Raw genomic sequence first — 14,011 nt, forward strand, 5'->3', positions numbered from 1 at the left:
AAGGCTTTCTCAGCCTTTCTTTTTTATATCTTCTATTACAGTTATACAACGTTCAATATCATGAGATTGCAAAAGGTGAAATATAGATTGGATCATTGAAAACTCTAAATTCCACCATTCTAATAACTGCAGTTTTTCGATTATTTCGGATGAAAATCGATATTTCATGAGCTGCTGGGGATTTCCTGCGGCAATTGCATATGGCGGCACATCTTTTGTGATCACACTATTTGCCCCGATCACGGCCCCGTTTCCTATACATACTCCTGACATAATCGTCGCACCATATCCAATCCATACGTCATGTCCAATATGAACATCTCCCTTCGATTTGGGATGTCCTTTAATATGGGCAGCTTCTTTAAAAATTTGATTAAACGGATACGTTGTGACCCAATCAGTACGGTGTTCCCCGCCTAGAAAAATTTTCACTTCGTTTGCGATAGAACAAAACTTCCCAATATGTAATGTCGTTCCTTCCCCCCACGTCAGCACTTGGAAATCTGGTCCGGCATAAGAAAAGTCACCGATATTGTGCGAGCTCAGTTCACTTCTTTGATTCAAAAACATAGAAGATTCGGCCTCCTTAAAAGTGAGAGATCTTCGTATGTATATGCTGCCTTACACCTTTACATTATGATTGAACAAGCGAGACAATTTGTTTTTTCTTCCATACGAGCTGATAGTAGCTGTATTGGAGGAGTAAGTTTACAAAGAAAGCAGCAGGGTAGCCAATCCATATTCCTTTAATGCCAAGAGATGTATAGTGTGATAGCACATAAGCGACTGGTACTTCTACAAGCCAAATGGAACAAATACTAAAGATCGTCGGCCAAAGAACCGTCCCGCTTGCTCTCATTGTGGCTGCAACAATTTGGGCCGTTCCAAAAATGAGATAGCTCCATAGTGTAATGACGACCAAACTATAGGCAATGTCTATCGTCTTAGGATCTGTTAAAAAGATAGATAAAATCTGCGGTGCAAAAATATAAACGAAAATAATGATACATCCGCCTATGGCGAAGTTAAGACCTAACCCAATTTTAATGACATCTTTCAGTCGATTCATATTTCCTGCACCAATGAATTGTGCTGCAAAGATCGAGACCGCAATACCAAGACTCACTGCCGGCATCTGCACATAACTTACGACTTGGTTGACAACACCATAGGCAGCTGTCGCCTGTGATCCATAATCGTTGACGAAAGAAATAACGGCAATTTCTGATAAAGAAATGAGGATCATATTAATGCTTGATGGGATACTGAGCTTTAATAACGTTTTTAATAGATCCCCTTTCATCAATAAATGCTTTCTAACTGATGAATCAATGCGAAGCGGGTGCTTTGTCTTATATAAGTAGATATGTAGAATGATAAACGTCACAATTGTTGAAATCACAGAAGCATACGCAGCGCCGTATAAGCCGAACGCTGGCAGTCCCAGCCAGCCAAATAATAAAATGGGCAGCATCAAAATATTCGTTGCCGTACTAATCATTAAGAAATAAAAAGGTGTTTTCGAATCCCCTGTTCCCCTCAAGAAGGTCGTATAAACAAAATAAAGAAATAAGATCGGCATTGAGATGAATAGAATTCTGGCATATGCCGCACTTTCCTCCACGATATTAGCGGGTGTTCCCATGAGGTTTAAGATATCAGTTGCGAAAAAACCTCCAATGATCGCTAAAGATACTCCGATTAAAAAAGTGAATGAAAGCGTTGTGCCAATAATTTCTTTTAATTTCTGTTCATTTTTTGCTCCATACGCTTGTCCAATAAGGATCGAGCTTCCCGATCCAATACCAATGGAAAAAGAAACGAGTAAAAAGAAAAACGGAAAGAATGCAGAAATGGCAGCTACTGAATCCTCTCCAATCCATCTTCCGACAAGAACAATTGACACTAATTGTCCGATCGATTGCAAAATATTACTTAGCAAAAGCGGGATGAGAAAAATGGACATGGTTTTTACTAAAGATTGATTATTATCTAACGTCATGATGGTTCTCCTTCTCTCTCTAAATCTAAAGATTCTCAGCTAGTATGCTGACAATACGGTCTTCTATCTCTTTCCCTTTTTCGTCATCAACAAGGTGATTTAATAAAATGGAAAAAGCGAGCGTTTTTCCGCCCTGCGTGTCAATATATCCAGAAAGTGTACTGACCGTTGTTAACGACCCTGTTTTTGCACGTACTTTTTCTAGTGTAGCTGGTTCCTTCAATCTGTTCCTTAACGTTCCCCCCACCATTCGTTCACTTGCCCCTGCTAAAGGGAGCGCATGTTCATAGGTTTTAAACCATTTTTCCTTTTGAATGTTTGCCAAAAATAAAGTGAACTGGTTAGCGGAGACAAGGTTAATAGGTGATATCCCCGATCCGTCACGCAGCACTGTAAGCGAAGGATCAACGCCAAACGCAGGAAGCCGTTCATTCATGACATCCAGACCAGCTTCAAAACTCCCTTTGTTCTTCACTTTTTTGCCTAGTTCCTTTAGCAAAATTTCTGCATGGGTATTGTTGCTTAATTTCATCATAGGAACAAGCAGCTCTGATAATGGCATCGATGTATGGGAAGCAATTTTTTTGGCTTGTTTAGGAACTTGTTTCGATTTCAGCGGTCCCTTTACTTGAATCCCTTCCGCCTTTAACGCTCGTTTCATTAAGTCTAAAGCATAGGCGGCCGGATCCCATAAAGCTACCCATTGTTTAGATGAGCTTGCTTTAACCGGAATAGTTCCAGTCAGCGTAATCTTGTTGGTTCCGTGAGAGCGCTTAAAAGAAATTTTCTTTTTTCCGCCTTCTGGAACTGTTTTCACTTGATTGATGACTTGAGCGACATCCGTTTTCGGAATCATATCATAGGCGGCTTTCTGTCCTGCTTTTTTTCCTGGTTTTACTTCGAGAATCACGGTCCCTGCATCATAATCTTGATTCGGTGAAGCCGTGAGAGCAGAAATTTGTGCCCCGTAATATTGATCCTCATCACTCCAAGGCAGGTCAATCGAGTATCTCGTGTCATCAAACCAAGTGTCATCTGCCACAAGCTGTCCGCGAATGGTATGTATTCCGGCCTTTTTGACTTGTTTGGCGAGTGCTGCAAAATCCTCCTCTAATAAAGTTGGATCGCCGGTGCCGCGAAGATAAAGGCTGCCATGTAGCGTTTTCTTTTGAATGGAACCATCCATCCAGATGTCTGTAGGGAATGTGTGTGTTTCTCCAAGTATATCAAGTGCGATGGCTGATGTGAGCAGTTTCATATTAGAAGCAGGAGTAAGACGAATATCGGCTTGATGTTCATAAAGAAGAGAGGAGTCAGAAGTATCGCGGACGCTGATGCCAGAGATCGCGCCCTCTAAATCAGGTGCTGTTCGTATGAATTCGTCTAAAGCTGTCATCCATTGAAGTGAATCGTCACGAGCTTTGAGTTGTTCATCTTTCGCTGAAAAAGGGAGAAATAAAATCGACAGGATACATATTTGTAAAAACATGAGCTGTGAAAAACGCTTCACGCAATCCCTCCTTTTTGTTGCAGCCAATTTTAGAAGAATATGTTCATTATACACAAAAGAACGTTTGTTCTCAAAGGTTTTTTAAACAGAAAAGTCAGCTTTCTTTGACGAAAACTGACAAGCCCTTTACCTCTTTTCTGGATTCCAGCCATCGGCTCCGCCAAGAACAGCCTGAACTGTGATTTGACTTGCTTCATTTTGGGTTAAAATGGTTGACCATTTTACGCGGTTTGCTGGGCTGCTTCCTGCTCCTGTCGATCCAAATTCTTTGTACCTGGCCGTTCTTTCGTTGTCATGGTTATCCCAGTTATGCCATCCCTCGGCTTTTATATGGTCATCCATTTTTGTATGGAGGAATGTCACAGCCGAATAAGGTCTCCACGGACGTCCTAAATAAACCGATTGCGCAGCTGCCGTTCCCTTTTTCAACGTAGAATCTATGAATACATAGCCGTACCTTTGTGCTTCTGTTGTGGATGCTGCAGTAATATACCCATTTCCAAGACTTTTTATTTCAGCTCTTTTAAACACAGCTGTGGCTGATCCAAAAATAAAATCGACCGTGCCTTCAATATAGCAGTTTTCGTAATATTGCCTCCCTGTGCCTGTTGCATAAAGTGTATCTTGATAGCCTAACACACGTATTTGTTTGAACACAGTCCGGTCGCCAGACACATATAGCGCAACTGCCTGACCCGCATGTCTGCCAGCTGTATTTTGAAAAGTGATATTTTCTGCATAAAAATCGTTTGCACGAATCATTGTGCTTGAGCTGTTTGTTGTACTGCCGGTGCTTGCATTTGTATCATCATACGTAAGAATCGTTTTGTGCTGGTTTTCGCCAATAAAGGATACGTGTGGTTTATTTTGCGGAAGCAATATTTTTTCTTTATATACGCCATTTTTAATATAGATCGTTGCCGGTTGTTGATTGTTTGCTGGAATCGCATCAATGGCAGACTGAACGGTGCGGTATGTCCCGCTTCCCTTTTGATCAACAACAAGGACGCGGTTATGCCCGGCTTCTGCTGCTTGAAGTGAAGCTGGGTCAAAAAGAAAGAAAGACAAGACCATGACCATCCATATGTTTCTAAATTTCATCACATATCTCCCCCTCATTTTGTGAACGTTTTCATCAAACATTCTTTTTGATCCTATTCCGTACACGCACAAAAAAACACCCACGTTTTGGGACTGACCCCCGTTTTTGAGACAGGGATCAAAACACCTTTATACAGCCAATTGCCGATAGTTTATCGGTGATTGGTTGTTTAGTTTCGTTTGAATACGAATGTTGTTATAATAATAAATGTATTCTTTGACAGTGCGTTCTACGATGTTGGTCGTAGTTCGATCAATGCTGTTAAGATAGAACGTTTCAGACTTTAGTGAGGAATGAAACGATTCGATGGAGGCATTATCAGCGGGTGTCCCTTTACGGGACATGCTCATGGTAATGCCTTTTATATGAACAGCTTTCTGATACTCGTAAGATGTATACACAGAACCTTGGTCGCTATGTAACACGCAGTTCTCAGGCAGTGCTGGGAGCTGATCAAGTGTGTTTAAGATAAAGTCTGTGTCCTGCTTATCACCAATCGTAAAAGCAATCACTTCTCCATTATATAAATCCAATATACTGGAAAGGTACAATTGTTTCTGTCCATAAGGCAAATACGTGATGTCCGTTACTAGTTTTTCAAGAGGGCGATCAGACTGAAAGTTCCGATCGAGTATATTACCAGCCACGGCATAGGGCTGCCCATTCTTCTTACGCTTTTTCATTTTAACCCGGCATTGCCACTGGTTTTTCTGCATGATACGTTGAACAGTTTTATGGTTAATACGCATTCCCACTTTTAGTATGGCTGTAATTTTTCGGTATCCATATCGATACTTGTGCTCTCGGCACAACGTGCCGATTTGTTTCTCTAGTTGTCTTTTAGAATGATTCTGAGTCAGATTCTTTTTCCATCTATAGAACGAAGCGCGTGAGATGCCTAAATGGACACAGATGTCCTGTACTGTCATCTTTTTGCGCAATTCTTCTACCAGTTTGATTGACGTTTCCTTATCAACTTCCTTTCCAATTCGTTGTACTTTTTTAAAACTTCATTCTGTTGACTCAGATAGCGATTTTCTGCCCGCAGTCTCTCTAATTCGGAAGAGTACTCGGGACCCTTTCCATGGGTATATTGTTTTCCAACAGGCTGTTCGAACCGGTGTGTATCCCCAGCATGATGCCACCTCACCCATGTTTGAACCTGCGTTTTATTTTTGATATTCAATTCTTGCATGATCTCTTTCATAGGTACGCCTGCCAATCTCATGTCTACAGCCTTCTGTTTGACTTCAACCGGATAACTCACTCTTGTCCCCATAGAAAAACACCTCCATGTTTTATATCAGATCACAACGATCCGTTTTCAAACTTGAAGGTGTTTTTTATTTGTCTCATCTTATGGGGTCAGTCCCTTTTATGTTGTGGATGTTTTTTTAGACTTTTCATATTGCATCGCATAAATCCCTTCATCTTCAATCCATTCACAAAATAGGACGTCTCGATAAGAGGAAATATGCTGCTTTTTTAATTGCTCATTCAGCCAGGATTCATCAAAGCCGGCTTCTTGAAGATCTTTTTTTAAAATTTCGCCGTCAATAATAAATGTTCTAGGCAATTTCACTTCTTTTCCCTTCACGTTCACATCTTCTGCTGTGGCTGGTGCGTATTTCATTTTCGGAAGAACGCTGATAGAACCGTCCGTTTCCAAAATAGCATATTCAATTTCATTCAGAGCAAAATGGCCCTTTGCGCGAACCAGTGTCTGCAGCTGATTGATATCAAGCATATTTTTCTTCAACCGGTTGTAGTGAATCTTCCCCTTATCAATTACAAGAGTAGGTCTTCCTTCTAAAAAAGCGCGAATGGATTTAAAGCGCTGCGAAAGCCATTCAACTGTATAAATGAGAACGCCCCATACTGCAACAGCAAATAAAATGTGCTGAATCCGGACTTCTGGGTCAAAAATGGCGTTTCCGACCATTTCGCCTAAAATTAGTGCAGAAATAAAATCAAACGGTGTGATTTGTGCAAATTGTGTTTTCCCTAATAACTTTGTAATAAAAAATAAAGCAAAAAATCCGATAAAGAGTTCAATCAAAATATTAACGAACGGCACAAAAATTCCTTCCTTTCTTGCTGCATTTACATACAGCATATACATGAAAGGAAGGATCTAAACCATTTATGAAGGCAATAAAATAAAGACATTGTCCCCTTCAACGAATGTTTCATATGTTTTAACGCAACCGTGATCGGGTGCTTGAACGTTTCCTGAGGAAAGATCAATTTTCCAATCATGCATTGGGCAGAAAACGTGATTCCCGCTGACCATGCCTTCAGCCAGAACGCCGCCTTTATGTGGACAGCGATTTTCAATGGCTTTGAACTGCTTATTAGAGGTTTGAAAAACAGCTAATTTAAGTGTACCGGCTTCAACTGTTTTCCCTAGCTGCAGCGGAAAATCTGATAGGGTGCCAATGTGAACTTTAACAACTGAAACTGTCATATGATCTCATCCCTTCAATTGATTTATACGGAAGCCGTCGCTTTTTGAAATAATTGTCTCGTGTCTTTTTCACTCTCGCGAAGCTCCTGCCAAGGCTCTTCATATGTTGAAAGCGCAATGTCCATTCTTTCGATTAAGGCTGCTCGTTTTTCATCATCCAGGAGTACTGATTGAATATGATCTAACCCAAGTCGTTCAACCCAAGCAGAGGTTCTTTCTAAATAATTTGCCGTTTCTCTGTAATATTGCAGGTATGCTGCGGCCATTTGCTCTACTTCTTCTGCTGTACTGACCTTCATTAATAAATCTCCAGCCCGCAGGTGTGTGCCGCCATTTCCGCCGGCGTACAATTCAAATCCTCCATCTATCCCCACAATACCGAGGTCTTTAATACCGGACTCTGCACAGTTTCTCGGACAAGCAGAGACGGCCATTTTTACTTTATGCGGTGTCGCAAGACCTTCAAATTTCTTTTCAAGTGCAATTCCAAGAGCCATGGAGTCCTGCGTGCCGAACCTGCAAAATTGTTCTCCAACACATGTTTTAACTGTTCTTAAAGATTTCCCATATGCATAACCCGATGGCATATCTAGATCCGCCCACACTTTAGGTAAATCTTCTTTTTTGACACCTAGAAGGTCGATACGCTGACCGCCAGTCATTTTCACAAGCGGTATTTCATATTTGTCGACGACATCGGCTATTTTTCTCAAGTCATTTGCATTAGTGACGCCGCCGTACATTCGCGGAACAACTGAATAGGTGCCGTCGTTTTGAATATTGGCATGCATGCGTTCATTTACAAAGCGTGAGCTCTTTTCATCTTTGTATTCAAGTGGATAAAGCATGCCTAAATAATAATTCAGTGCAGGTCGGCATTTTGAACAGCCCTCTTCTGTATTCCAGTCAAGTACATTCATCACTTCTTTGACATGCTGCAAGCCTTTTTCTTTGATTTCATGAATGACTTCATCTCGTGAAAGAGTCGTGCAGGCGCAGATGGTTTCTTTTTGGGCTGTCCGGCTTGCATCCTCACCTAGCGTATGCCAAAGAATCTCTTCGACAACAGGCTGACAGCCTCCGCAAGATCGTGAGGCACTTGTACATTGCTTGACTTCCTGAAACGTTGTTAAGCCTTCTTTCTGAATGGCTTCTACAATCTGCCCTTTTGACACGCCATTACAGCCGCAAACGATATGGTCGTTTGCCATGCTGTCAATCATGCTTTCTTGCGCCGGATCATTGGAGGTTAAGACAGATACCTTCTCCATATCCGACATATCTATTCCTTCTTTAATGTACGAGAATAAACGAGGTCCGTCGCTTGTTTCTCCAAACATGACGGCGCCTACTAATCGGTTTTGCTGGAAGACGAGTTTTTGATAGATGCCTTTTTGTTCGTCAAAAATTTTAATCGCCTTTTTCTCATCGTTTTCAATAAAATCACCAGCTGAAAATACATCCACTCCTGATACTTTCAGCTGTGTTGACAGAACAGAGCCTTCATATGGAACAGGGTTCAAGCCGCATACATGCTTGGCAAGTACAGCCGCTTGATCGTATAAAGGAGCAACTAATCCGTACGTTTGTCCCCTGTGTTCCACACATTCTCCGACGGCATAAATGCCCGGGACACTTGTTTCCATAAAATCATTGACGATAATCCCACGGTTCACTTCAAGCCCGCTTATTTCTGCAAGCATTTTACTTGGTTTAATTCCCGCAGCCATGACGACTAGGTCTGCCTCAAGTGTAGTGCCGTCTGAAAATGATACACCTTCTACTCTTGTATCTCCTAAAATCTCATTTGTCTGTTTTCCAAGCAGGAATTTCATCCCCTGTTCTTCTAATGCTTTTTGAAGAAGCTGGCCTGCAATAGGGTCTAGCTGGCGTTCCATTAAATGAGAGCCAAGGTGAATGACACTCACTTCCATGCCTAAGTTTAATAGACCGCGTCCTGCTTCAAGCCCAAGAAGTCCGCCTCCGATGACTGCTGCTTTTTTGTACATCGTAGAGGCATTGACCATTTCCTCAGTATCTTGCAATGTACGAAAAGCCGTTACGCCTTGTTTATCATTCCCTGGAATTGGCAGGATGAATGGAAGTGACCCTGTTGCTAAAATCAATCGGTCATAATGTACGGTCCGTCCTTGATCACTGGTGACTGTTTGGTTCTCTGTATCGATCTTCACAATGGTCTCGTTTGTAAACAGCTGAATATCATGCTTTTGATACCAGTTCCAATCGTTTAACGTAATATCTACGACTTTCGTATCCCCTTGAAGCACTTTCGACAAAAGAATTCGGTTATAGTTAGGATGCGGTTCAGTCCCAAATACCGTCATGTCGAATCGTTCGCCGTCTGTTTTTAAAATGTTTTCAAGGCTTCGAATGCCGGCCATACCGTTCCCCACTAATACGAGTTTTTCTTTCATGAAAAAACACCCCTCATGTGATCATTTTTTAGAAAGTACCATAATCTAAACATAGATGGAAAATACATGTTAAAATTTCTCACATAGTTTTTCATTCACGCAGGCTGACAGCTGTACAGGACAATATTTAAAGCCTGGCATTTTACTGTGCGGATCTAGTTGATCATCGATTAATTGATTAATTGATTGATGTTTGCTCCAGTGAAATGGAACAAAGACGGTATCTGTTCGAATGGTGTCTGATATGCGGCATCTGATGATGACACTTCCTCTTTTTGACTTGATGGTCACGAGCTCCCCGTGCTGAAGTCCATACGTTTTCGCTGTGTCAGGATGAAGCTCTGCATATGCTTCAAACTGTCTGGCAACAAGAGAGGTGCTCCTTCTTGTTTGAACGCCAGTTTGGTAATGAGCCATCACCCTGCCGGTCGTTAAATAAAGAGGGTATTCTTGACTGACGGGTTCCTTTGCAGCCTTTTTTCCGTGTGTGACAACGGCAAATTTCGCTAAACTGTCAGAATGTGAGAATGCATGTTCAAATAATCTTTCAGTTCCCGGGTCTTCTAAATGAGTACAAGGCCACTTTATGCCTTGTTCCTTCCTCAGCCTTTCATAGGTTATGCCTGAATAATCAGCCTTTGCACCTTTCGTTACGGCTCTTAATTCCTCAAAGATCTCTTCTGCAGATGAAAAGGAAAAATGGCTGCCTTTGCCTAATACAGCTGCTATTTCACAAATGATTTGCCAATCGTGCTTTCTTTGGTGTTTAAGTGGATATGTTGCTTCTCTAAGCGTAACGCGCCCCTCTATGTTTGTCACGGTACCTTCATCCTCTAAATATGACGAAGTCGGTAAAATTACATCTGCCAGCGCAGCTGTCTCAGACATAAATAAATCAACGGCAACAAAAAAGGACAAGTTCTTGATGGCTTGCTGAATTAGGTGCGCGTTCGGCCCTGACTGGACAGGATTTGAGCACATTAAAAAGAGCGCTTTGATTTCACCTGCCTGCATTTTTTCAAACATCTCAAAAGCAGACACGCCCTTTCCTGGGAGTTCTTTTTCATCAATGTTCCATCGTTCAGCCATTTCTTTTCTGTGAGCAGGGTTTGAGATATCTCGATATCCTGGAAGCTGATCTGCTTTTTGCCCATGCTCTCTTGCTCCCTGGCCATTTCCCTGGCCGGTTATTGCGCCATAGCCGCATCCAAAGCGGCCGATCTTCCCAGTAACAAGCAGAATATTCAGGAAATTACGGACAGAGGCTGTACCGTCTATTTGCTGCTCAATGCCTCTTGCTGTAAAAATCATGCCTGTCTTTTCTTGCGCGAATTTCCTTGCTATTTTCTGCATCACATCAATCGTCACGCCGGTTTGCTCAACGATTTCTGGCAGGGAGATGCGTGAGATGTGCTCCTTTAGTTTTTGGAAACCTGATGTTCGTTGATGAATAAATGATTCATCGATTAAATGCTCATGCAGCATGATGTGCAATATGCCGTTTGCCAGTGCGGCATCAGACCCTGGTTTTAGGTTGACATGTAAATCGGCTAATTGGGCTGTCGGAGTTTTCCGCGGATCAATGACGATGAGAAATGCGCCATTGTTTTTCGCCTCTTCAATGTAGGGCAGGAAGGTTGGCTGACATTCCGCTATATTCGTTCCAACCAATATCAACACCCGTGCATGCTTGATGTCGCTTAAAGGAAAGGTCAGACCACGGTCAAGTCCGAATGTTTGATTTGCGGCAGTTGCTGCCGAAGACATACATAGTCTCCCGTTATAATCGATGTATTTCGTTTTCAGCGCCACTCTTGCAAATTTCCCGAGTAAGTACGCTTCTTCATTTGTAATTGAGGCGCTTCCGTACACACTGATCACATCATGGCCATGCGACAGCTGAAGGGATTCTATGTTTGTTTTGATTTCTTCAAGAGCCTCTTGCCATGTTGCTTTTACAAATTGTCCGTTTCTTTTGATCAGCGGGTGATTCAGGCGATCTTTATGAAGCGCGTGCTGGTGGGCATGCTGTCCTTTCATACAAAGTCTTCCGTGCGTAGTTGGATTGTGTACACCAATCGTTTGGCAGCGTGTTCTCCCTTCCACATGCTGCTCGATTAATTGCATTTTGCACTGCATACTGCAAAAAGGACATTGGGCTGGGAACACTCGCTTTTGTTCTTCCTGCTTTGATTTTTGCTGGGCATATTGTAAAAAAGATTGACTCATACCTTCACATCCTTATGTCTTACTTTTCCTTGTCTGCTTTGGTCAAATTGCGCACAGAGCTCTTCTCTTATTTCCTCATCAAGTAACTTTTCTCGAATAGAAATGTTCCCTTGCCGGGAAAGCCAATCACCAATGGATTCTTGAAAATAAGCATTTTTTCTATACTCTTCAAGCAGCGCTTTTAAAAAAGGAATAAGCTCACTTGAATGAGACAAGGTGTAAAAAAGCTGGCCTCCTATATAAATATTCCATTCACCCAGCTGCTTCTTCAGACAGATGTCTTCAATTGGAGCAAGTTTACACGTGCAGGAAGCACCGGTGATATGAACGGAGGTGACTGCTGGTAAAAGTGTATCTTCCACTTGTCTTTCCAGCTCTATCACAAGTGACGTGACAACTGGATCACTGCAATCGCATGAAAGGATATGCGATAGTCTTCTTTTCTCATTAGGCATAATTGGCCAATGATTTTTGACGATTTGTGCCGCCTGTTTTGACACACCGATGAGCCGTATTCGTTTATGCTTTGTCAGCTCTGCCTGCTCAATCAGCCTGCTCTCTAACAAAGACGTAATGATTTTCAAAAAATCCAGATCAAGCCGGCCTCCATATAATTGAGGAATCAACATGTCTTCCTGTTCAGCAGCGCCGATTTTTTCCACCGATCCTTGAAATTGCTCGAGATAGTATTGAATGGCCGGCCGGCAGATGCCGCAGCCGTGATTCGTTTTCCATTGAAAATGTCTTCTTATTTCTTCAGCATTCACCGGCTGCTGCTTTTTAATAAACGAAAAAATGGTCTGCTCATCTACTGCTGTACATGGACAAAAAAAGACCTGCGATTCCGTTTGTTCATGTGATGGTAACTGGCAGCAAGCACGGACGAGCTCTTGACAGCCGCCGCACCCAGTTGCTGCCCCAGTTTGTTTTTTCACCTCTTCTAAATTTGTCAGCTGATGAACCGAAATGCTTTTTAAAATCGTCCCTTTTGTAACGGTTTGACATTGGCAGACGAGGTCTTCCATTTTTAATGAATCTAGTGGGGATGATTGCTTTTCATGAAGGGCTTTCATGACCACACTTTTATCACGTCCCACTTTCAGATCTTGCAAAAACTGATCTGCATTTTCCAGCTCTCCGACGAATAAAATGCCTGCCAGCGCCTCACGTTCAAAGACGAATTTTTTATACACTTCTTGCTCTTCATCTAAATAAGTCACAGCTGACATAAACGGAGAATGATGTTCAATACATCCAGCAGAATAAATCGGCAAATCAGGTACTTTTAATTTTATTGAGTAAATGGGCTTGGGTGGATGTGTGATTTTTTCTCCTAAAAGATGCTTAGCGAGCACGCTTGCTTGTTCATAAATAGGCTGAACAAGGCCATGCACCATCCCTTTGTGCTCTGCACATTCTCCAATCGCATAAATATTCGGGATATTTGTCTCCATCACGTCATTGACAACAATGGCCTTTCTCGTGTGTATGCCATGATTCTCTGCAAGCTGTATATTCGGACGAATACCTGTTGTAAAAACAACAAGATCAGCATCCACGATGTCGCCATTTTTCAATAGAACACCTTCTACCCTCTCGCCGCCTAAGCATGCAATGGTATGGGCATTTGTTTTCACCTGAATGCCTTTTCGTATGAGTTGGCGCTGTAATAATCCGGCAGCTGTTTCATCTAATTGGCGCTGCATCAGCCGCTCCGTATGATGAATGATGGTGGTTTCCAGCCCCGCCATCTGCAGACCTGCAGCCACCTCCACACCAAGCACGCCGCCTCCGATCACTGCTGCTTGTTGATCATGCACCGCATCCGCACAAATGGCCTCATAATCATCAATGGTCCGAAAAGCGTAAATCCCTTTTTTGGACACACCTTGAATAGGAAGAAAATTCGGCGATGAACCCGTTGCAATGACAAGCTTGTCATAAGGAATTTCCCGGCGCGCATCTGTCATGACACACTTTCGTTTTGTATCGATATGTACAACTGATTCTCCTTTGTACAATGTGATGTCATGCGCGGTGTACCATTCTTTTTCCTTTAGTTCAATTTGAGCTAATGATTCGCTTTTTTGTAAAATCGCCGAAAGTTTTATGCGATTGTAGGCAGAGTGCTTCTCTTTTCCAATGACTGTTATGGCATAATGTTCTGGCTGCTTTTGAATGATCTCTTCGATACATTTCATACTCGCCATGCCGTTTCCGATAAACACAAGTTTGCGTTTTGCCATCTGAAATCAACCTTTCTAAG

Annotated in this window: 10 protein-coding genes; all 10 read right to left on the reverse strand. The window is 42.2% G+C overall.

From position 1 onward, the window contains the following. Window positions 1-9: 9 nt before the first annotated feature. Complete coding sequence (locus M1D81_RS09700) at window positions 10-570, reverse strand: CatB-related O-acetyltransferase (RefSeq protein WP_456267057.1); 561 nt, start codon at window positions 568-570, stop codon at window positions 10-12. A 64-nt stretch (window positions 571-634) separates the two neighbouring features. Continuing rightward, on the reverse strand, window positions 635-2,002 hold the full coding sequence (locus tag M1D81_RS09705; protein ID WP_456267056.1) for an MATE family efflux transporter: 1,368 nt from the start codon (window positions 2,000-2,002) through the stop codon (window positions 635-637). Between the two features lie 25 nt (window positions 2,003-2,027). After that, window positions 2,028-3,512, reverse strand: coding sequence for a D-alanyl-D-alanine carboxypeptidase/D-alanyl-D-alanine endopeptidase (gene dacB, locus M1D81_RS09710; protein WP_456267055.1), 1,485 nt, complete (start codon window positions 3,510-3,512; stop codon window positions 2,028-2,030). Between the two features lie 126 nt (window positions 3,513-3,638). Further along, the gene (locus tag M1D81_RS09715) at window positions 3,639-4,613 is read right to left on the reverse strand and encodes a pectinesterase family protein (protein ID WP_456267054.1); all 975 of its coding nucleotides are present in this window, start codon (window positions 4,611-4,613) and stop codon (window positions 3,639-3,641) included. A 129-nt stretch (window positions 4,614-4,742) separates the two neighbouring features. Further along, a protein-coding gene (locus tag M1D81_RS09720; RefSeq protein ID WP_456266625.1) for an IS3 family transposase occupies window positions 4,743-5,893 on the reverse strand; the annotation gives its coding sequence in 2 pieces (ribosomal slippage) (window positions 4,743-5,620 and window positions 5,620-5,893; 1,152 coding nt in all). Between the two features lie 96 nt (window positions 5,894-5,989). After that, window positions 5,990-6,691, reverse strand: a complete 702-nt coding sequence (locus M1D81_RS09725; protein WP_456267053.1) for a DUF421 domain-containing protein — start codon at window positions 6,689-6,691, stop codon at window positions 5,990-5,992. Between the two features lie 66 nt (window positions 6,692-6,757). Next, complete coding sequence (nirD, locus tag M1D81_RS09730; RefSeq protein ID WP_456267052.1) at window positions 6,758-7,081, reverse strand: nitrite reductase small subunit NirD; 324 nt, start codon at window positions 7,079-7,081, stop codon at window positions 6,758-6,760. A gap of 23 nt (window positions 7,082-7,104) precedes the next feature. After that, window positions 7,105-9,516, reverse strand: a complete 2,412-nt coding sequence (nirB, locus tag M1D81_RS09735; RefSeq protein WP_456267051.1) for a nitrite reductase large subunit NirB — start codon at window positions 9,514-9,516, stop codon at window positions 7,105-7,107. Window positions 9,517-9,585: 69 nt separating this feature from the next. Beyond that, window positions 9,586-11,745 carry an assimilatory nitrate reductase catalytic subunit NasC gene (gene nasC / locus M1D81_RS09740; protein ID WP_456267050.1) on the reverse strand — a complete coding sequence of 720 codons (2,160 nt, stop codon included), beginning with the start codon at window positions 11,743-11,745 and terminating at the stop codon, window positions 9,586-9,588. Beyond that, window positions 11,742-13,991: an FAD-dependent oxidoreductase gene (locus M1D81_RS09745; RefSeq protein WP_456267049.1), complete on the reverse strand. Its 2,250-nt coding sequence runs from the start codon at window positions 13,989-13,991 to the stop codon at window positions 11,742-11,744. Before M1D81_RS09745 ends, nasC begins: the two co-directional genes overlap by 4 nt. Window positions 13,992-14,011 lie beyond the last annotated feature (20 nt).

It is taken from the genome of Bacillus sp. JZ105 (genome assembly GCF_053903125.1).